A 17,478-nucleotide genomic window follows, 5' to 3' on the forward strand; every position below is an offset into this window, starting at 1 on the left:
CTGCCGGCCGCGGGCGCTTCGGGAGCGGTGCGACGAGCCACAATGCGAAACGTTGCCGTTTCGCTTACGGTGGTCTAGGCTCGATGTGTACGAAACAGTTTCGTTTACCGGTTCTTTGCCCAAGCCCCGGACGAACATTCCCTGGAGTGCTTCTAGATGTCCCAGAAGACCCTGACCGACGACGCCGTAGCGGGCGCCGCGGCGCCGCCCTCGCCCTCCGCGCGGCGCTGGTGGATCCTCGCGGTCGTCGCCGTCGCGCAGCTGATGGTGGTGCTGGACGCCACGATCGTGAACATCGCGCTGCCGTCCGCACAGGCGGACCTCGGTTTCTCCGACGGCAACCGGCAGTGGATCGTCACCGCCTACGCGCTGGCCTTCGCCTCGCTGCTGCTGCTCGGCGGGCGCATCGCCGACCTGTTCGGCCGCAAGCCGGCCTTCCTCGTCGGGGTCGTCGGCTTCGCCGCCGTCTCCGCGCTCGGCGGCGCCGCGAACGGCTTCGCCATGCTGGTCACCGCGCGCGCCCTGCAGGGTGCCTTCGGCGCGCTGCTCGCGCCCGCCGCGCTGTCGCTGCTCAACACCACGTTCACCGACGCCCGGGAGCGGGCCCGGGCGTTCAGCGTGTACGGCGCCATCGCCGGGGCCGGCGGTGCCGTGGGGCTGCTGCTCGGCGGTCTCCTCACGGACGCGCTCGACTGGCGCTGGACGCTGTACGTCAACGTGGCCATCGCGGTGGTCGCCTTCATCGGCGGCACGCTGCTGCTGACCAACCACCGGGACGCCGCGAACTCCAAGCTCGACGTGCCGGGCACGATCCTGGTCGCCACCGGCCTCTTCGCCGTGGTCTACGGCTTCTCCAACGCCGAGACACACGACTGGGGCTCGCCGCTGACCTGGGGCTTCTTGATCGCGGGCAGTCTGCTGCTGGCCGCGTTCGCCTGGTGGCAGACCCGGGCCGAGCACCCGCTGCTGCCGCTGCGCATCCTGCTCGACCGCGGCCGGGCCGCCTCCTTCCTCTCGGTGCTGATCACCGGCGCGGGCATGTTCGGTGTGTTCCTCTTCCTCACCTACTACCTCCAGCTCAACCTCGGCTTCAGCCCGACGAAGACGGGTGTGGCGTTCCTGCCGATGGTGGGCGCCCTGATGGTGACCGCCCAGCTCGGGACCACGGTGCTGCTGCCCCGGATCGGGCCCAAGGCCGTCATCTCCCTGGGCTTCGCCGTCGCGGCCGTGGGCATGGCCTGGCTGACCGGCATCGGCATCGGCTCCTCCTACGCCTCCACGGTGCTGCCGCAGCTGATCGTGACCGGTGTGGGCCTCGGCCTGGTCATGCCGCCCGCCATGCAGCTGGCCACCGGCGGGGTCGCCGCCGAGGACGCGGGCGTGGCCTCGGCGACCGTCAACGCCATGCAGCAGGTGGGTGGTTCGGTCGGCACGGCCCTGCTGAACACGCTCGCCGCGAGCGCCGCCACGGACTACCTGGCCGGCCGTGACGCCACCAGCAAGGTGGTCCAGGCGCAGGCGACCATCGAGAGCTACACCACCGCGTTCTGGTGGTCGGCGGGCCTGTTCGCCGCGGGCGCGCTCATCGCGCTGGTCCTGTTCCGCCGCGGAGTGCCCCAGCAGGACGCCACGACGGCCCCGGTCGTCCACATGTGACCACCCCCACATGGCAAGGGGGCCCCGGTCCCCAGGGAGACGGCGCCCCCTCGCCGTCGTCCGCCGACACCCCGACACCCTCGCGCGACAGAGGCCGACAGGAACATCCCGCGAGTGGTGCGATCCCGGAAGCGGCGGCCGGCCCCACCCCGGCCGCCGCCCCGGGCGGGAATCACCGATCCGCGCTCGGAGTCCGCGCTCCCCGTGCGCGGGCCCGCTCCGGTGGGCGCGGGGCGGCAATCCCGGTCTCTCAGAACGCGAAGACGCCGGCCCCGTGGGCGTTCTTCACGCACGCGTTGGCGAAGGTGCGCTCGTAGGAGACGCGTCGGCCCTGCCAGACACCCTCGGCCGTGACGACCACCGGGTCGTACTGTCTGGTGCACACCGCCTCCTCACGCCGCGTCAGGGCGTCGAAGTCACCATCGGCGAGCCGCAGTTCGGCGCAGGCCGGGGCCGCGGCCGGGTGGCTACCGGACGGCGCGGGGGCACAGGAGAGGGTGACGGCGCGCTCCGGGGCGGCGAGGGCCGCGCTGTCGCCGCGGCCGACGGTGAGCACCAGGGCCGACGGGGCGTACAGCGACGACGGGGTGGGGCCGGGAGAGGCGACGGCGGCCCCGGTCAGGGTTCCGCAGACGGTGGCGGCCGTGAGGCCGATGGTCGCTGCCCGGCGCGCGGTGTTCCGCATTGTGTGCACCCTTCCGCTCGATTCGACGAGGGTGCCGCCCGGCCCGGTCGGTGCCAGGGCGGCGAGCGCGAGTCTGCCGAGTCCGCCGCCGGAACTCACGTCCGACCCATGACTTTCAGTAACCTTGCGTATTGAATCAGTGGCGGGAAGTGACGGGGCGGCGGCCGTGCGGGCCAGTAACCCGGCGGTCCTTGATCGGCGCCCACCCCCGGCTGGCCGGATTGCGGTGCCCCCGCAAACGTCCTGAAACATTCCGGTTCCGCTCTCGGCGGACCTCCCCACCGGACCCTTGCATGCACGCCCGGGCGGAGTAATCGTCATTACATGATTACGGAAGAGCAGCTGGAGAAACTGCGCGGCTGGTTCGCCGGCCGTGTCCCCGAGGATCTCTTCACGGAACTGGTCGAGGTGACCGCCGACCGCGAGGAGATCACCGTCATCGGACGCATCCACGAACCCCGGCTCGCCGAGGGCACCGCGGACGCCGAGCGGGCGGCGGCCGTCGAGGGCCGCGTCCAGGAGTTCCGGGAACGCACCCGCCAGGCCCGGATGGCGGTGGCCGCCGAGGCCGAGCACCGGTTCGGCAGGAAGGTGTCCTGGGGCGTGGAGTGCGGCGGCCGGCGGGCCCTGTTCACCCATGTCGCCGCGCCGGTGATGACCCGGCTGCGGCAGCCCGAGCGGCAGGTCCTCGACACCCTGATCGCCGCGGGTGTGGCCCGCAGCCGCAGCGACGCCCTCGCCTGGTGCGTACGCCTGGTCCAGCGTCACACCGACGACTGGCTCACCGAACTGCGCGCGTCGCTGGAGCACGTCCAGCGGGTGCGGGCGCAGGGACCGGACACCGAGGAGGTGCACGGCGCGCCCGGCGACGACGCGGACGAGGGATGAGCCGTCCGCGCCGCCCGGCGGCCGGAGCCGAACGGCCACAACCGCCTGAACCCGGCCGTCACCCGGCCGGCGGGGCGTCTACTCCGCGGTGGGCCGGGCCGGGAGTCGGGCCGGGCGGGCCGTGGGGGCGCCGGTGCCGGTGATCGACAGGGAGCCGGGGGTGGCCGGGGGCGGGTCGGTGAGCCAGCGCTGGCCGTCGGACCCGTCACGGACCTTGACGACGAGGTCGGCGGCCGGGCCGGCGGCGCTCGGGGCGAGCGCCAGGGTCTCGTCCCAGCGGGGCAGCAACTCGCCCTGGACCGTGAGGTCGTAGCGCACATCGGTACCCCGGGCGCCGGTGGCCGGGGCGCAGGAGCCGAGGATGACCACGCCGGCGTCCGCGTGCGAGTCCAGGCACAGCCCGGCGTCGGCCGCGCTGCGCAGCAGCCCGTCGTTCTCGTACGTCCACTGCTGGCTCCATGCCGGGGAGCACGCCGCGAGGACGACACCGGCCCCGGCCCGCGGGCTGCCCTTGATGTCGAGGCACAGGTCGGCCGCCGCGTTGCGCAGCCGGGTCTGGCCGAGCGTGCCGGGCCGGGACGGGCCCGAGGAGGCGGGCGGGGAGCCGGCGTCGCGGCCCGGCAGTGTGCCGCGGGCGCCGGACGCGCTGGTGGAGGCGACCGGTTCGGAGCCGTCGCCGCCGTCCGGCCACAGGCCGACCGCGAGCACGCCGGCGAGCAGCCCGACCCCGGCGATGCCGACGCCGGTGAGCAGGGTCCTCGGCGACCGGCTCGCCAGCCGGGCGGCGCGCCGCGCGGGCGCCGGTATCCGGTCCAGCAGGCGGTGCCGCCCGCCCCCGTGCGCCCGTCCGCGGGAGCGCCGGCCCGTGCCGCGGGCTCGTGCGCCGGCCGTGCGCGTGCGCCCGGGGCGTGAGTCGACGTAGCGGCGGGCTCCCCAGCCGAGCGTGGCCTCGGCCAGCAACAGCCCCAAACCGGCCTCGACATGGCCGAGTTGTTCGGCGGCGTGCCGGCAGTGGCGGCACTCCGCGAGATGCCGTCGGACGTCCGGCAGCAGCCCGCCGCCCCGCCGGATCGGCACGTCGAGGAGGCGGTTGTAGAAGCGGCATTCCTTGCTCGGCGCGAGTTCGCGGTGGGCGTTCACGCAGCCTTCCCGGAATTTCTCCCGGGCGTGTTCGAGGGCGACGGTCGCGGAGTCCGCGTCCATGCCGAGCAGGGCGGCGGGAACGGTTATGGGCTCGGCCTCGACCTCGGTGTGCCACAGCAGGCTCTGGGCGAGCGGCGGAAGAGAGCGGAAGGCGCGCTCGGCGAGTGCGCGGTTTTCCGGGGTCAGCGACTTCGCCGCGCGCATGCCACGGCCCCCCGCGGGTTTCCCCAGGTCCGGCAGGGCCGCGGCCATGCGCGGGTCGGCGGACCAGTTCCCGACCGTGTCGCGGACGGCGACCAGCAGCCGGGGCCGCAGCGCGTCGGCGCTCTCGCCCAGTGCGACCAGGTCCAGCACATGGTGGAAGGCGGCGGCGGTGACCAGGTGGGCGAGGCCGCCCCGGGTGGCGAGGCAGATCGCGGCGTAGTCCTGGGCGGGCTGCCAGTGCCGTGCCATCAGCAGCCCGGCGGCTAGGGCGGCCTCCGCGTCCGAGCCGGCGCGCAGCGGGGCGGCGAGGGACTCGTCCGATTCTCCGGGTGCCGCGCCGGGCGGCGGAAACGGAGGACGAGGGGGGTGGGGGGTGAGCACGGAGCGGATTCCTTTGGTGCGTACGGGGTGACCCTGTTGCGTGCGCGCGGGGAGCGGGAATTCACCGGTGTCTCATCCGGTCCCGGTCCGGGTTCCTCGGTGGTGGAATGAGGCCCGGCCGTTTTCCCCCCGCACGGGCCGGTTCACCTTTGCACAACTCCCACACGACCAACAAGGCGCTCGCGCAACATCGGTCGCCTTGAAAGAAGGTCAGAATCCTTGCGGAAAGCCGGTGTTCACCTTGGGCCGCGGTGCGGGAGCGCGCCCCGTGTGAAGCGCGCGCACGCGTCGGCCCGGCGCGCACGCTCCCGCCACGGCCGGCCGGATGGTCCCCTGGGAACCGGCCCTCCTCGAAGGTCTCGCGCGGAACGGCGGCTCTTCCGCGCGAAACCGGCCGCCGACCCCGTTCCTCCCGCCCTCGGTCGGCGGCCCCGGGGCGGGGGGCCGGCGGCCGGGGAGCCGTTCCCCCGCCGCCCCGGTGGCGGGGGGCGCTCCCCCGCGCAGTGGCCGGGCCGCTGTCGCCGGGGCGCTCGACGGCCGCCGTTCCCCGTCCTCCGTCCTCCGCCCGGTGGTTGCGGCGCGCCCGGCCGCCGGGCTCACAGCTGCCAGGAGCGGATCCGGTCGGCCGCGGCGTACACGTCCGCCTTGCCGGACATCAGGTCGCGCGTGAGGTCGACGAGGGCGCCGTACGGCGGGTCGATGCCGACGCCGCTGGCGAACATGTAGGCCACGGCGGTGGCACAGGCGAAGCGGGCGTTGGCCGACGGCAGGGGTCTGAGCAGGGCGAGGGTGTGCAGCAGCGCGGCGGCCCGCCAGGCCGGGTCGGAGTCCACGCCGAGCCGGGGCGGGTCGACGCGGTGCCGGGCCACGGCGGCGACCAGCGCGGAGAAGTCGTTGACCGTGGGCTGGTCGGGGAGCACTTCCTCATGTCGCTGGAGCAGCCAGGGCACGTCGATGTGGAGCACGGGCGGCATCGGTTCAGGCGGCCCGTCCCACACCCTTGGCAGGCGGTTCGTCGTCCGGGAAGGCGGCGGCGAACTCGGCGGCGTGGGCGGCGAAGAAACGGCGGAACGCCTCGGCACCCTCCTTGAGCGCCCGGTGCCGGGCGATGTCGGCCGCCGCCGCCTCGCGCACGAGTGCCTTCATCGACGTACCGCGTTCCTTGGCGATCTGCCGCAGATCCTCTAGCTCGCGTTCGCTGAACTCCACATTCAGAGCTGGCATGCCCTCACGGTACCGCCCGGGGTACTCGCCGGTAAATATCCGCAGGTCACATTGGTTGCTCCACGGTACCCGCGGCGGGTGAGCACCATGTCCGACTTCCGCCGGTGACGCGGCGGTCCGCGCAGCAGACTCGTATCCGTGAGCACGGGGGATCGCACTTGAACACACCAGGACACACCCAAGGCGAAGGAGCGGATCACGATGACGTTGTACACCGTCCACGACAGCCCGCTGGGCGAACTGCTGCTGACCGGCGAGGAGTCGGCCGGCGGCATCGCGCTCACCTCCCTGTCCCTGCCCGGGCAGCGCGGCGCGCCCCCGCTCCGGCCCGGACCGCGCCGCGACGACCGAGCCTTCGCCGCGGCGACCACCCAGCTGGACGCGTACTTCGCGGGCCGGCTCACCCGGTTCGAGCTGCCCTCGGCCGCAGCCGGGAGCGCGTTCCGGCAGCGGGTGTGGCGGGCCCTTGAGGACATCCCGTACGGCACCACGACGACGTACGGCGCGCTGGCCGAGCGGCTGGGCGTGCCACGGACGGAGGTCCGGGCGCTCGCCGCCGCCGTGGGCGCCAACCCGCTGCTGATCGTCCGCCCCTGCCACCGGGTGATCGGCGCCGACGGCTCGATGCGGGGCTATGCGGCCGGGGTCGAGCGCAAGGTGTGGCTGCTCACCCACGAGGGCGCGCTGCGTCCGCTGCCGGTCCACTGAGGCGGCGGCCGTGTTTCCCACCGAGGCCGAGGTCCGCCGCCGCGTGGCGCACACCGACTGGGGCGCGCTCGCCGCGGAGCTGGACGCGCAGGGCAGCGCGGCCACGGCGGCGCTGCTGACGCCCGCCGAGTGCCGCGAGCTGGCCGCCCTGTACGACAGGCCGGAGCTGTTCCGTACCACCGTCGACCTGGCCAGGCACCGGTTCGGCGCCGGCCAGTACCGCTACTTCACCCATGACCTGCCCGCGCCGGTGGCCGCGCTGCGTGCCGCGCTCTATCCGCGTCTGCTGCCGGTCGCCCGCGACCGGGCGGCGCGGCTGGGCCGTCCGGCGCCGTGGCCGGACTCCCTCGTGCGGCACATCACGGCGCACCCCCGGCCACCGGCCGCCTCTCGCAACTGATCACCACCCAGCGGTATCTGACGAGGCGTCATACACTCGGGTCAAGGATCGGAGGGCACCCCCGGCGATGGCGCACGTGGGCCGGAATTCGCTCTTGACGGACCGGGAGTCGCCGATGCGACGGCACCCGGTCGCCGACCGTCCACGGGCCCGAAGCACTACCCTGGAACACAAGTGACGCACCTGCTCACTGTGAGTGTGCGCTGGGAGTGGCGACGATGAGCCCGGTCTATCCGTTCGACGACACGGCGACGGCCCGGGCCGTCATCGGCGACGACGGCACCCTGGTCGAGTGGAACGAGGGCGCCCGCCGGCTGCTCGGCCACCCGGCGGCCGAGGTCGTGGGCCGCCCCGCGGCCCGGCTGCTGGCCGGTGACGGCACCCCGACCGCACCCGCCGGCCCCCGCTGGGACGGGACGGTGGAATTGCGCCACCGGGACGGCCGCGCCGTACCGGTGTGGCTGCTCGCCCACCGCCGGCCGCCGCGCGACGGCCGGCCCGGCGACTGGCTCGTCGTCACCCCGCTCACCGGCGGCGCGCCCGACCCGACCGACGACCTGCTGGCCACCGCCGCGCTGACCCAGTCGCCGTGCGCCGTCGCGGTCTACGACGACCGGCTGCGGCTGCGCCACATGAACGACGCCATGGCCGGGGTACTGGGCCTGTCCCAGGAGCGCGCCCGGGGCCTGCGGCTGTCGGAGATCGGCGGCAAACCGCAGAGCGACGAGCTCGAAGCCGCCCTCCTGGACGTGCTCACCACCGGCCGGGCCCAGGACGTGCACACGCACACCCGCACCGGCGGCGAGAAGCAGGCACACGCCTGGCTGGCCCGGATGGCCCCGGTCACCGACGGCGACGGGCGGGTGCGGGGCGTGTGCCTGGCCGCCCACGACTTCACCGAGATCTTGCAGGCCCGGGAGCGGCTGCAACTCGTCAACGAGGCGAGCATGCGCATCGGCACCACCCTGGACGTCACCCGCACGGCGCAGGAACTCGCGGACGTGTGCGTGCCCGCGCTCGCCGACTTCGTCAGCATCGACCTGCTGGATCCGCGCGGACACGGCAGCGAGCCACCGCGGCGGATCACCGCGCCGGTCACGCTGCGCCGGGTCGCGCACCGCTCGGTGCTGCCCGGCGGCCCCGAGGTGGTCACCCCGGCCGGCCGGGTCGCCGTCTACCCGCAGTCCTCCCCGCAGGCCGGATCGCTCACCTCGGGCCGTACGGTCGTCGGTTCGGTGCCCTCCGAGCGGCTGACCCGGTGGCTGGCCACGGAGTCGGCGCGCGCCAGGCGGGCCCTGGAACACGGCGTGCACTCCGTGATGTCCGTGCCGATCCGGGCCCGCGGCCTGACCCTCGGCGTCGCGGTCCTCAGCCGGCACCGGCGGCACGATCCGTTCACCGCGGACGACGTCCTGCTGGCCGAGGAGGTCACCGCGCGGGCCGCGGTCTGCATCGACAACGCCCGCCGCTACTCCCGCGAGCGCGACACCGCGATCGCCCTGCAGCGCAGCCTGCTGCCCCGGACCCTGCCGCACACCTCCGCGGTGCAGGCCGCCTCCCGTTATCTGCCCGCGGCCCGCGCCGGGGTGGGCGGCGACTGGTTCGACGTGATCCCGCTGTCCGGGATGCGGGTCGCCATGGTCGTCGGCGACGTCGTCGGCCACGGCATCCAGGCGTCGGCCACCATGGGGCGGCTGCGCACCGCCGTGCGCACCCTCGCCGACATCGACCTGGCACCCGACGAACTGCTCACCCACCTCGACGACCTGGTGGTCCGGCTGTCCGAGGAGTCCGGCGATTCGGACGGCGACGTCGGCGCGGTCGGCGCGACCTGCCTGTACGCGGTGTACGACCCGGTCTCGCGCCGCTGCACCGTGGCCCGCGCCGGTCATCCGCCGCCCGTCCTGGTGCCGCCCGGCGGCACCCCCCGGCAGCTGGACCTGCCGGCCGGGCCGCCGCTCGGCCTGGGCGGGCTGCCCTTCGAATCGGCTGACGTGCAGCTGTCCGAGGGCACGGTGCTCGCCCTGTACACGAACGGCCTGATCGACAACCGGGAACGGGAGGCGGGCGCCGGCCAGCGGCTGCTGCTGGAGGCCCTGACCGGCCGCGGGGACTCACTGGACGAGACCTGCGACCGGATCCTGGGCCGGGTGCTCCCGCCGGGCGGCATCCCGGACGACGTGGCCCTGCTGGTGGCGCGCACCCGGGGGCTGCCCGCCTCCCAGGTGGCCTCGTGGGACGTCCCCGCCGACCCGGCCCTGGTGGCGCCGATCCGCAAGGACGCCGTCGACCAGCTGGACGCCTGGGCGCTGAACGGGGTCTCGTTCACCGCGGAACTGGTGGTGAGCGAGCTGGTCACCAACGCCATCCGGTACGGCGCGCACCCCATCCGGCTGCGGCTCATCCACGGCGCGGGGACGCTGATCTGCGAGGTGTCCGACGCGAGTCACACGGCACCGCACCTCCGGCGCGCCAAGACCTGGGACGAGGGCGGCCGGGGACTCCTCCTGGTCGCGCAGCTCACCCAGCGCTGGGGCAGCCGGCACACGATGGAGGGCAAGACGATCTGGGCGGAACTGAGCCTGGCCGAGCCGGAGTGACACCCGGTCGGACACAGCCCAGGACGTCATCCACGGCTCAGGCGGTGAGCCAGGGGCGGATGTGTCTGCGGGCCTTGTGGAGGCGGGACTTGAGGGTGCCGAGGGGGATGCCGACGCGGTCGGCGATCTCGGCGTAGTCCAGCTGGCAGATGTCGCGGTAGACCAGCGGAGCGACCAGGTCGGGGTGCTCGCGTTCCAGCCGTTCCAGCGCCTCCAGCAGGTCCACCCGGGAGCCGGCGATCACGCTGGTGGTGCGCGGGTCGACCTGCGCGGCGGGCTCGATGGTGGCCGGCTGTTCGGCGGCGCGGCGCTTGAGTTCGCGGTACTTCTGCCGGGAGCAGTTGGCGACGACCGTGTACAGCCAGGTGCTGAAGCGGCTGCGGCCCTCGAAGGTGGATATCTTCCGGGCGACCTGAAGGAGCACGTCCTGGGCGGCCTCCTCCGCGTCCTCCCGGCACGGCAGGAAGCGTCCGCAGCGCCGCACGACCTCGGGCCGGACCTCGCTCAGCAGCCGCTCAAGGGCCGCCGGGTCGCCGGCTGCGGCGCGCCGGGCGAGGTCTTCGGTCAGCGCCGGGTCGTGCACGTAAGGGCCCCCTCGAAGTCGATCTCAGGGCAGGCATGATAGTCCCATGCAATCCAGCGAGCGGATCGGCCGCTACCGTCTCGAACGGCGCCTGGGCAGCGGCGCCTTCGGCACGGTGTGGCTCGCCCACGACGACCAGCTGGAGGCGCCCGTCGCGGTGAAGGTCCTCGCCGAGAACTGGTCGCACCGCCTCGACATCCACGACCGGTTCCTGTCCGAGGCCCGGCTGCTGCGCCGGGCCGGCTCCGACCGGGTCGTACAGGTCTACGACATCGGTGAACTGCCCGACGGCAGGCCCTACTTCGTGATGGAGTACGCCGACGGGGGCACCCTCGCCGAACTGCCGGCCGCGGGCCAAGTGCCGGTGGCGCGGGCGCTGCGGCTGACGGCGCAGGCGGCGCGCGCCGCGGCGGCGCTGCACGAGGCGGGGATCGTGCACCGCGACATCAAGCCGAGCAATGTGCTGCTGCGCACCGCGCCGGACGGCAGCAGCCGGGTGCTGCTCGCCGATCTGGGGCTGGCCAAGAGCCTGGCCGAGGCGTCCGGGCTCACCCTGGCCGCCGGCTCGGCCGGGTACCGGCCGCCCGAGCAGGCGGAGCCGGGCACGGGCATCGACGCGCGCGCCGACGTCTACAGCCTCGGCGCGGTCGGCTACGAACTGGTCACCGGCACCGTCCCGGCGGCTCCGGGCAGAGTGGTGCGGCCCGAGCGGCTGCGTGCGGACCTCGACGCGGAGGCGGGGCGGGCCCTGATGCGCGCGCTGGAGCCGGACCGGGAGCGGCGCTGGCCGAGCGCGCGGGCGTTCGCGGAGGAGCTGGACCGGCTGGCCGCGCGGACGCCGGCGCCGCCACCGCGCGGCCGGTCCGCCCGGGTCAGGAAGCGGTTCGGCATGCACGCACTGGCCGGCGCGGCGGCCCTGGCCGCCGCTGTCGCGGCCGTCGCCGTCACGCTGGTGACCCGGCAGTCCGCGCCGGACGCGGTGCGGGTCACGGACGCCACCGGCCGGATCGTGGCCGAGGTGCCGTCCGGCTGGGCCCGCCGGCTGCGTGACTCCGGCTGGAATCCACGGGCGCTCGGCCTGCGGTCCGGGCAGCAGCCGGGGCTGGCCGTCGCCGACGACCTGGACCGGTGGCAGGACCTGACGGCGCCGGTGAACGGCGTGTTCATCGGCCTGAGCGAGCACGGCGGGGTGACGCCCGAGGTAAGCGCCCTCGCACACCCGGGCTGCCACTACGCGGGCAGCCGGGCCTTCACCGACGCACGCTGGCGGGGCCGCACCCGGACCTGGGACGGCTGCGCCGGTGGCGGCTCGATCACGGAGACGGGGCTCGCGGCGGACGGCGGGGCCGGGGGGCAGGTGTACGTGCAGGTCCGCGAGCACGGAAGTCCCGACGCTACGGACGGCATACTCCGCTCACTGCGGGTCACCTGAGCGGACGGCGCCGCATACTCGGCCCGGTATGGGTCGCCTGAGCGGACGGCCCGGCATACCCGGCCCGGTCCTGGTCACCCGTGAGGGCGGCGGGGGAACCGGCGGGCCGGGTAGGAATCCCCGCGGACCGCGAACCTTTTCCGCGGGCCGTGCATCGCAGTGTGATGACGGCGCACGGGGCGCCGCGGGCACGCGTCCGGCGCGCGCCCCGAAGATCCAGGAGTGTGGACAGACATGGCGTACACGTCCCAGACCTCGCACCGGGCGGTCCTCCTCGTGGCCTCCGTGGCCGTGCTGGGCCTGCTGACCGGGTGCGGCGACGGCACCGGAACCCGGAGCGGCCCGCAGCAGGTTTCGGGCACGGCGGCGCCCGCGACCGGCGGCCCGACGACCGGGGACGCCACAGCGGGCGGCACGCCGGCGCGCACGCCGACGGCGGACAGCGGGACCCCGGCCGGTGAGCCCTCCTCGCCGCCCGCCTCGCACGAGGGCGCGAACAGCCCGGCGGCGCCCGCGTCCGGCGGCGGCTCCCGCTGTCACACCTCTGAGCTGAGCGCGTCCGTGGGCCGCAACAACCCGGGCGCGGGCCAGGAGAACTTCCCGATCGTGCTCACCAACACCTCCGCCCGCACCTGCACCGTGCACGGCTACCCGGGCGCCGCCTTCGTGAACGCCTCCGGCGGCCAGCTCGGACCCGACCCCAAGCGCACCTCCGGCACGCCCGCGACGGTGACGCTGAAGCCGGGTCAGAGCGCCTGGGCCGGGCTGACCTTCTCCAACCCGGAGATCAGCGGCGCCCGCACGGCGACGCCCGCCGCGCTGCTGGTCACCCCGCCGGACGAGCGGGACCAGCTGAAGGTGGCGTGGACGGCCGGCGCGGTGCCGGTGTCCGGCAACGCCTCCGCCGTCTCGCTGACGGTTCTCGCCCCCGGAACCGGCGCCTGACCGTCCCCGGGCACGTGGCACCTGCTCTTGGGGGCGCCGGGGCGGGCTCCTCGTGATGGCCGGTCAGCGTCCCGTGTGACCGCCGCCCGAGCCGTATCCGCCTCCGCCGTACCACCCGTCCCAGGAGCAGGTGCCGGGGTACGGGTAGCGGTGGCGGTCTGCGCCGGTGGTGCAGGGGCCGGTGGAGCCGGTGCCGGACGGGGTGGGCCGCGGATCCGGCGGCCTCGTCGGCGATGCCGCCGGGGACGCGGACGGGGCCGGCTCGGCCTCGGGCGGGGGTCCGGCGGTGGCCGTGGGCGACGGCCCGCCGTCGGTGCCCCAGTTGACCACCTGCATCCGCAGTTCGGGCCGCGAGGTGTCGATCACCCAGCGCTGGGCGTCGCCGGCCGAGCGGGTCTTCACGACGAGGGCGCCCGACCCGTCGGTGGCGGCGGGGACGAGGGCCAGGTCCTGGTTCCAGCGGGGCACGAGGGCGCCCTGGAGGGTGAAGTCGTAGCGGACGTTCCTGGTGCGGGGCTGCGCGGCGCCCGCGCACGGCGCCAACCGGACCGAGTAGCCGAGGTGGGAGTCGAGGCACAGGTCGGGGGCGGCGGCGTTGCGCAGCAGTCCGTCGCTCTCGTACGCCCACTGCTGGGACGCGGCCGAGGAACACGGGGCCAGTTCGGCCTCCGCGCCGTCGACGGCCTTCTTGCCGACGATGCCGACACAGCGTCCGGAGGCGACGTGGTGCAGCCTGCCGCGCAGGGTGCCCTGGGCGGTCGCGCTCGCCCCGATCCAGGACGGGTCGGACGACGCGGTGCCCGAGCCGGGTGTCCGGCCGGGCTCCGTACCGGGGCCGGGGGCGGCGTCGTGGCCGGGGCCCAGGACTGACCACAGCACGAACGGCAGCACGACCAGCGTGCTCACGGTCGTCGCGGCCAGGGCGAGATTGCGCCGGCGGACCCGGCGGGCCGCACGCTCGGCCGAACGTGCGGCGCGGGCACGCGGAGCGGACGGCACCGGACGGCCGGAGGCACCGCCGCCGAAGGGGCGGCGGGGTGCGGCGCGGCGCCGCGCCGGCCCACGACCGGCGGCTGCCGCCTCGGTTCCGGCCGCCGCGGATGACGCGGCCGGTGCGTCCGCCGGCGGGCCGAAGGGCTCGCCTCCGGGCGGCCCGGCCTGCGGGGGCGGTGCGGGCCGGTCCCCGGCGGGCTCTTCTGCCGGTCCGACCCGGGAGGCGACGTATTCCCGGGCGCCCCAGCCGAGCACGGCCTCGGCCAGCGCGATACCGAGCAGCCCGTTGAACTGGTTCAGCTGGTCGGCGGTGTCCCGGCAGTGTCCGCAGCCGCCCAGGTGCTGTCCGAGGTCCGGGTCGACGTCGACGCCGGTGCGCCGGTAGGTGACGTCGAGCATCCGGACGTAGCGCAGGCACTCCTCCTGCGGGGCGAGTTCGCGGTGGACCTGTAGGCACTCCTCACGCAGTCGCTCCCGGGCCCGCCGCAGTTCCACGCCGGCGACCCGCTCGTCGAGGCCGAGGAGGGCGACCGGCACCGCGAGCGGTTCCGCCTCGACCTCGGTGTGCCACAGCAGGGCGCGGGCGGTCTGCGGCAGCCGCTGGAACGCCCGGGACAGCAGGCGCCGGTCCCGGGGCGGCAGCAGCCGGGCCGCGGCCCGTTCCCCGGCGGCGGAGCGCAGCGCGGCATGGAGCAGTTCCTGGCGTCCGTCGCCGTCCCACTCGGCCGCGATGCGCCGCACGGTGACCAGCAGTTGGGGGCGCCACGCGGAGGTGCGCGGCCCCACTTGTCTGAGCGATTCGCCGAAGAGCCGGGTGAAGGCGGCCGTGGTGAGCATGCCGGCCGCGCGCGGCCCGTCGGTGCACAGCCGGGCGTAGCCGAACACCGCTTCCCAGTGCCGGTCGAGGAGTTCGCCCACGGGATGCGGTGCGGGCATCGTCCCCGTCCACTTCCGCAGTTCAGCGCTCAACTGCTCGTCCGTGATATCGAACGGCCGAGCGGAAACCGGGGAATTCGGCGGGCCTGCGTCTTTCACGGCTGCATTCCTCCCAGACGCCATGCGGAATAAGTCCGTACCAGGGGACGCGGCATCTCGAACGTCGGCCGTGCGCGGCCTTTTTGAAGGAAAATCAATGGTCCGCAGCGCCGCACGGCACACCTTGGCACAGGGCCTCATGACAGAACAAGGGATTCGAGGTTTTTGGCATTGCCCGGCGGGGCAGGGGGAATTGACGCAAAGTCAGGGCGCGGCATTTTGCCGGTTGCCGCCGGGCGACGGCCGAATTACGTCCCGGTATGCGGTCCGGCCGCGGTGCCCTCGGCAGCCGGTCCGTGCGGCGGCGGCCTCACGCCGCACGGACCCCACCGACCGTCAGTGGCCGCTGATGGCGTGCGGGGCGTAGGGCTGCTCCAGTTCCTCGATCTCCTTGTCGGTCAGCTCCAGTTCCACGGCGGCGACGGCGTCCTGAAGGTGCTGCGGCTTGGCCGCGCCCACGATCGGCGCGGTCACCGTGGCCCGGTGCAGCAGCCAGGCCAGGGCGATCCGGGCCCGCGGCACCTCCCGCTCGGCGGCGATCCGGCCGACGGCCTCGACGATCGAGCGGTCGCTGTCCAGGTAGAGCCGGCTGCCGAAGGCGTCGTTGGCGCTGCGCTCGGTGACGGCGCCCCAGTCGCGGGTGAGCCGGCCGCGGGCGAGCGGGCTCCAGGGCAGCACACCCACGCCCTGGTCCGCGCAGAGCGGCAGCATCTCCCGTTCCTCCTCGCGGTAGATCAGGTTGTAGTGGTTCTGCATGGACACGAACCGGGTCCAGCCGTGCCGGTCCGCCGTGTACTGGGCCTTGGAGAACTCCCACGCGTACATCGAACTGGCCCCGATGTAGCGCACCTTGCCCGCCTTGACCAGGTCGTGCAGCGCCTCCATGGTCTCCTCGACGGGCGTGTCGTGGTCGTAGCGGTGGATCTGGTAAAGGTCGACGTAGTCGGTGCCGAGGCGGGTGAGGCTGTGGTCGATCTCCGACATGATCGCCTTGCGGGACAGCCCGCCCCCGTTGGGTCCGGGCCGCATCCGGCCGTGCACCTTGGTGGCCAGCACGATCTCGTCGCGCCTGGCGAAGTCGCGCAGCGCCCTGCCGACGATCTCCTCGCTGGTGCCGTCGGAGTAGACGTTCGCGGTGTCGAAGAAGTTGATGCCCGACTCCAGCGCCTGGCGGATCAGCGGGCGGGCGGCCTCCTCGCCGAGGGTCCACTCGTGGGCGCCGCGGTCCGGCTCCCCGTAGGTCATGCAGCCCAGACAGATCCGCGACACGTCCAGGCCCGTCGAACCGAGCTTCACGTACTGCATCGTTGCTGCTCCTGCCTTCGGGACGGTTACCTCCTCGGAGCGTACGTGGTCGCCGGCCCCCCGATTTGACGGCGGCGGGGCGCGCGGGCTTTCATCGTGATCACGTGTCCGGCGCCCCGCGCGGGCACGCAGAGGTGCGCCCAGCCGGTGACGGACACGTTCTCGTTCTCAGCCCGGCCGAAGTCGCCAGGACCGCCCCGCGGGTCCGAGGCGGGGCCGTACCCGCGATGGATGGAGCGGTCATGCCCGCGAAGGGTGCACTCCGCGTCGCAGGTTGCGCAACGACCGTCGGCGCGCGGCTCGTGGCCACGGTCGTCACGGCGACCCTGCTGCTGGCCGGCTGCGGATCCTCGGCAGACTCCGACAAGGCCCGGCCCGATTCCGGCCGTGCGTCGTCCGGGGTACGGCTTCCGCCGCGGCACGCCGGCTTCGACTACCAGCTCGGCGGCGCCTATCCGCCCCCGGCCGGCGTCCGCGTCGTCAGCCGTGACCGCACGGACCCGCCCGCGCCCGGCCTGTACAACATCTGCTACGTGAACGCCTTCCAGGCCCAGCCGGACGAGGCCGACGCATGGCCCGCCGACCTGCTGCTGCGGGACGCCCACGGCAAGGTCGTCGTGGACGAGGACTGGGACGAGCCGCTGCTCGACATCGGCACCGCGGCCAAGCGGGAACGGGTGGCCGAGCGGGTGGGCCGCTGGATCGACGGCTGCGCGGACCGGGGGTTCGACGCGGTGGAGCCGGACAACTACGACAGCTACACCCGGTCCGGGAAGCTGCTGACCGCCGAGGACGCAACCGCGTTCATCACCCTGCTGTCCCGGCGCGCGCACGCCCGGAACCTGGCCATCGCGCAGAAGAACACCCTGGAGCTGGCCGACCAGCGACGACGGGCGGGCCTCGACTTCGCGGTCGTGGAGGAGTGCGCCGAGTGGGACGAGTGCGGCGCGTACGCCGACGCCTTCGACGACCGCGTCCTCATCGTCGAGTACACGGACGACGGACTGCGCAAGGCCCTCGCGGGCTTCGGCGACCGCCTCAGCATCGTCCGCCGGGACCTGGCGGTGTCGACGCCGGGCAGCGACGGTTACGTGCGCAAGGTCCGCTGACCCTGGCCCTGCCCGGCGCACGGCCCCGCGGCTGGGTCCTGTCGTCACACTCCCGTCGTTCGCCCGGAGGGCGGGCGGGGGTTTGACGACAGGGTCTAGGACCAATGCCGGTGACTTAGGTGGTGTTCGGTCTGGAGATCGTGAGGACTGCCGTGGTTGGTGGTGGCGCATCGCGGTGCTCGGCTCG

At 74.3% G+C, this 17,478-nt stretch carries 14 protein-coding genes and 1 pseudogene; 8 read left to right on the plus strand and 7 right to left on the minus strand.

The window, feature by feature from the left end:
• Window positions 1–156 precede the first annotated feature (156 nt).
• Complete coding sequence (locus ACIRFL_RS35360) at window positions 157–1,656, plus strand: MFS transporter (RefSeq protein WP_404037036.1); 1,500 nt, start codon at window positions 157–159, stop codon at window positions 1,654–1,656.
• A gap of 250 nt (window positions 1,657–1,906) precedes the next feature.
• Here ACIRFL_RS35360 and ACIRFL_RS35365 read toward each other — a convergent pair whose 3' ends face one another.
• Window positions 1,907–2,341, minus strand: a complete 435-nt coding sequence (locus tag ACIRFL_RS35365) for a subtilase-type protease inhibitor (protein ID WP_404037038.1) — start codon at window positions 2,339–2,341, stop codon at window positions 1,907–1,909.
• Window positions 2,342–2,665: 324 nt separating this feature from the next.
• On the opposite strand from ACIRFL_RS35365, the gene ACIRFL_RS35370 reads away from it, so the two are divergent.
• Window positions 2,666–3,229, plus strand: a complete 564-nt coding sequence (locus ACIRFL_RS35370; RefSeq protein ID WP_404037040.1) for a hypothetical protein — start codon at window positions 2,666–2,668, stop codon at window positions 3,227–3,229.
• 78 nt (window positions 3,230–3,307) lie between these two features.
• Here the strand turns inward: ACIRFL_RS35370 and ACIRFL_RS35375 are convergent, their stop codons facing one another.
• From ACIRFL_RS35375 to ACIRFL_RS35385, 3 genes are all read right to left on the minus strand, one after another.
• Window positions 3,308–4,957, minus strand: coding sequence for an RICIN domain-containing protein (locus ACIRFL_RS35375; protein ID WP_404037043.1), 1,650 nt, complete (start codon window positions 4,955–4,957; stop codon window positions 3,308–3,310).
• Window positions 4,958–5,553: 596 nt separating this feature from the next.
• Entirely contained in the window at window positions 5,554–5,931 is a 378-nt protein-coding gene (locus ACIRFL_RS35380; RefSeq protein ID WP_404037046.1) for a toxin Doc, read from the minus strand.
• 4 nt (window positions 5,932–5,935) lie between these two features.
• Entirely contained in the window at window positions 5,936–6,181 is a 246-nt protein-coding gene (locus ACIRFL_RS35385) for a hypothetical protein (RefSeq protein ID WP_404037049.1), read from the minus strand.
• 201 nt (window positions 6,182–6,382) lie between these two features.
• Here ACIRFL_RS35385 and ACIRFL_RS35390 point away from each other — a divergent pair, with 201 nt between their 5' ends.
• The 3 genes and pseudogenes from ACIRFL_RS35390 to ACIRFL_RS35400 all read left to right on the plus strand — a co-directional run bounded on the left by ACIRFL_RS35390 (window position 6,383) and on the right by ACIRFL_RS35400 (window position 9,889).
• A complete protein-coding gene (locus ACIRFL_RS35390) occupies window positions 6,383–6,889 on the plus strand; it encodes a methylated-DNA--[protein]-cysteine S-methyltransferase (protein ID WP_404037052.1) in 507 nt (168 codons plus the stop codon).
• Window positions 6,890–6,899: 10 nt separating this feature from the next.
• Window positions 6,900–7,238, plus strand: a pseudogene (locus ACIRFL_RS35395) (2OG-Fe(II) oxygenase); the annotation flags it as partial.
• 269 nt (window positions 7,239–7,507) lie between these two features.
• Entirely contained in the window at window positions 7,508–9,889 is a 2,382-nt protein-coding gene (locus tag ACIRFL_RS35400; RefSeq protein WP_404037055.1) for a SpoIIE family protein phosphatase, read from the plus strand.
• A gap of 37 nt (window positions 9,890–9,926) precedes the next feature.
• Here the strand turns inward: ACIRFL_RS35400 and ACIRFL_RS35405 are convergent, their stop codons facing one another.
• A complete protein-coding gene (locus ACIRFL_RS35405; RefSeq protein ID WP_404037058.1) occupies window positions 9,927–10,472 on the minus strand; it encodes an RNA polymerase sigma factor in 546 nt (181 codons plus the stop codon).
• A 46-nt stretch (window positions 10,473–10,518) separates the two neighbouring features.
• Here ACIRFL_RS35405 and ACIRFL_RS35410 point away from each other — a divergent pair, with 46 nt between their 5' ends.
• Complete coding sequence (locus ACIRFL_RS35410) at window positions 10,519–11,904, plus strand: serine/threonine-protein kinase (RefSeq protein WP_404037061.1); 1,386 nt, start codon at window positions 10,519–10,521, stop codon at window positions 11,902–11,904.
• A 234-nt stretch (window positions 11,905–12,138) separates the two neighbouring features.
• Window positions 12,139–12,849, plus strand: a complete 711-nt coding sequence (locus ACIRFL_RS35415; protein ID WP_404037064.1) for a DUF4232 domain-containing protein — start codon at window positions 12,139–12,141, stop codon at window positions 12,847–12,849.
• A 63-nt stretch (window positions 12,850–12,912) separates the two neighbouring features.
• Here the strand turns inward: ACIRFL_RS35415 and ACIRFL_RS35420 are convergent, their stop codons facing one another.
• Together ACIRFL_RS35420 and ACIRFL_RS35425 are read right to left on the minus strand one after the other, a co-directional pair.
• Window positions 12,913–14,901, minus strand: coding sequence for an RICIN domain-containing protein (locus tag ACIRFL_RS35420; RefSeq protein ID WP_404037066.1), 1,989 nt, complete (start codon window positions 14,899–14,901; stop codon window positions 12,913–12,915).
• Window positions 14,902–15,213: 312 nt separating this feature from the next.
• Window positions 15,214–16,182 (minus strand): aldo/keto reductase, encoded by a 969-nt coding sequence (locus ACIRFL_RS35425; RefSeq protein ID WP_404037069.1) that lies wholly within the window; start codon window positions 16,180–16,182, stop codon window positions 15,214–15,216.
• Between the two features lie 242 nt (window positions 16,183–16,424).
• Between ACIRFL_RS35425 and ACIRFL_RS35430 the strand changes: the two genes are divergently transcribed.
• Entirely contained in the window at window positions 16,425–17,291 is an 867-nt protein-coding gene (locus ACIRFL_RS35430) for an endo alpha-1,4 polygalactosaminidase (RefSeq protein WP_404037072.1), read from the plus strand.
• Window positions 17,292–17,478: the final 187 nt, after the last annotated feature.

The sequence above is a fragment of the Streptomyces sp. NPDC102462 genome (genome assembly GCF_044765425.1).
Classification (GTDB): domain Bacteria; phylum Actinomycetota; class Actinomycetes; order Streptomycetales; family Streptomycetaceae; genus Streptomyces.

What these genes read in the sequence shown, in the direction of transcription:
- ACIRFL_RS35360 (WP_404037036.1), top strand. Translation starts at nt 157, where the DNA reads ATGTCCCAGAAGACCCTGACCGACGACGCCGTAGCGGGCGCCGCGGCG.
- ACIRFL_RS35365 (WP_404037038.1), bottom strand. Translation starts at nt 2,341, where the DNA reads ATGCGGAACACCGCGCGCCGGGCAGCGACCATCGGCCTCACGGCCGCC.
- ACIRFL_RS35370 (WP_404037040.1), top strand. Translation starts at nt 2,666, where the DNA reads ATGATTACGGAAGAGCAGCTGGAGAAACTGCGCGGCTGGTTCGCCGGC.
- ACIRFL_RS35380 (WP_404037046.1), bottom strand. Translation starts at nt 5,931, where the DNA reads ATGCCGCCCGTGCTCCACATCGACGTGCCCTGGCTGCTCCAGCGACAT.
- ACIRFL_RS35385 (WP_404037049.1), bottom strand. Translation starts at nt 6,181, where the DNA reads ATGCCAGCTCTGAATGTGGAGTTCAGCGAACGCGAGCTAGAGGATCTG.
- ACIRFL_RS35390 (WP_404037052.1), top strand. Translation starts at nt 6,383, where the DNA reads ATGACGTTGTACACCGTCCACGACAGCCCGCTGGGCGAACTGCTGCTG.
- ACIRFL_RS35400 (WP_404037055.1), top strand. Translation starts at nt 7,508, where the DNA reads ATGAGCCCGGTCTATCCGTTCGACGACACGGCGACGGCCCGGGCCGTC.
- ACIRFL_RS35410 (WP_404037061.1), top strand. Translation starts at nt 10,519, where the DNA reads ATGCAATCCAGCGAGCGGATCGGCCGCTACCGTCTCGAACGGCGCCTG.
- ACIRFL_RS35415 (WP_404037064.1), top strand. Translation starts at nt 12,139, where the DNA reads ATGGCGTACACGTCCCAGACCTCGCACCGGGCGGTCCTCCTCGTGGCC.
- ACIRFL_RS35420 (WP_404037066.1), bottom strand. Translation starts at nt 14,901, where the DNA reads ATGGCGTCTGGGAGGAATGCAGCCGTGAAAGACGCAGGCCCGCCGAAT.
- ACIRFL_RS35425 (WP_404037069.1), bottom strand. Translation starts at nt 16,182, where the DNA reads ATGCAGTACGTGAAGCTCGGTTCGACGGGCCTGGACGTGTCGCGGATC.
- ACIRFL_RS35430 (WP_404037072.1), top strand. Translation starts at nt 16,425, where the DNA reads ATGCCCGCGAAGGGTGCACTCCGCGTCGCAGGTTGCGCAACGACCGTC.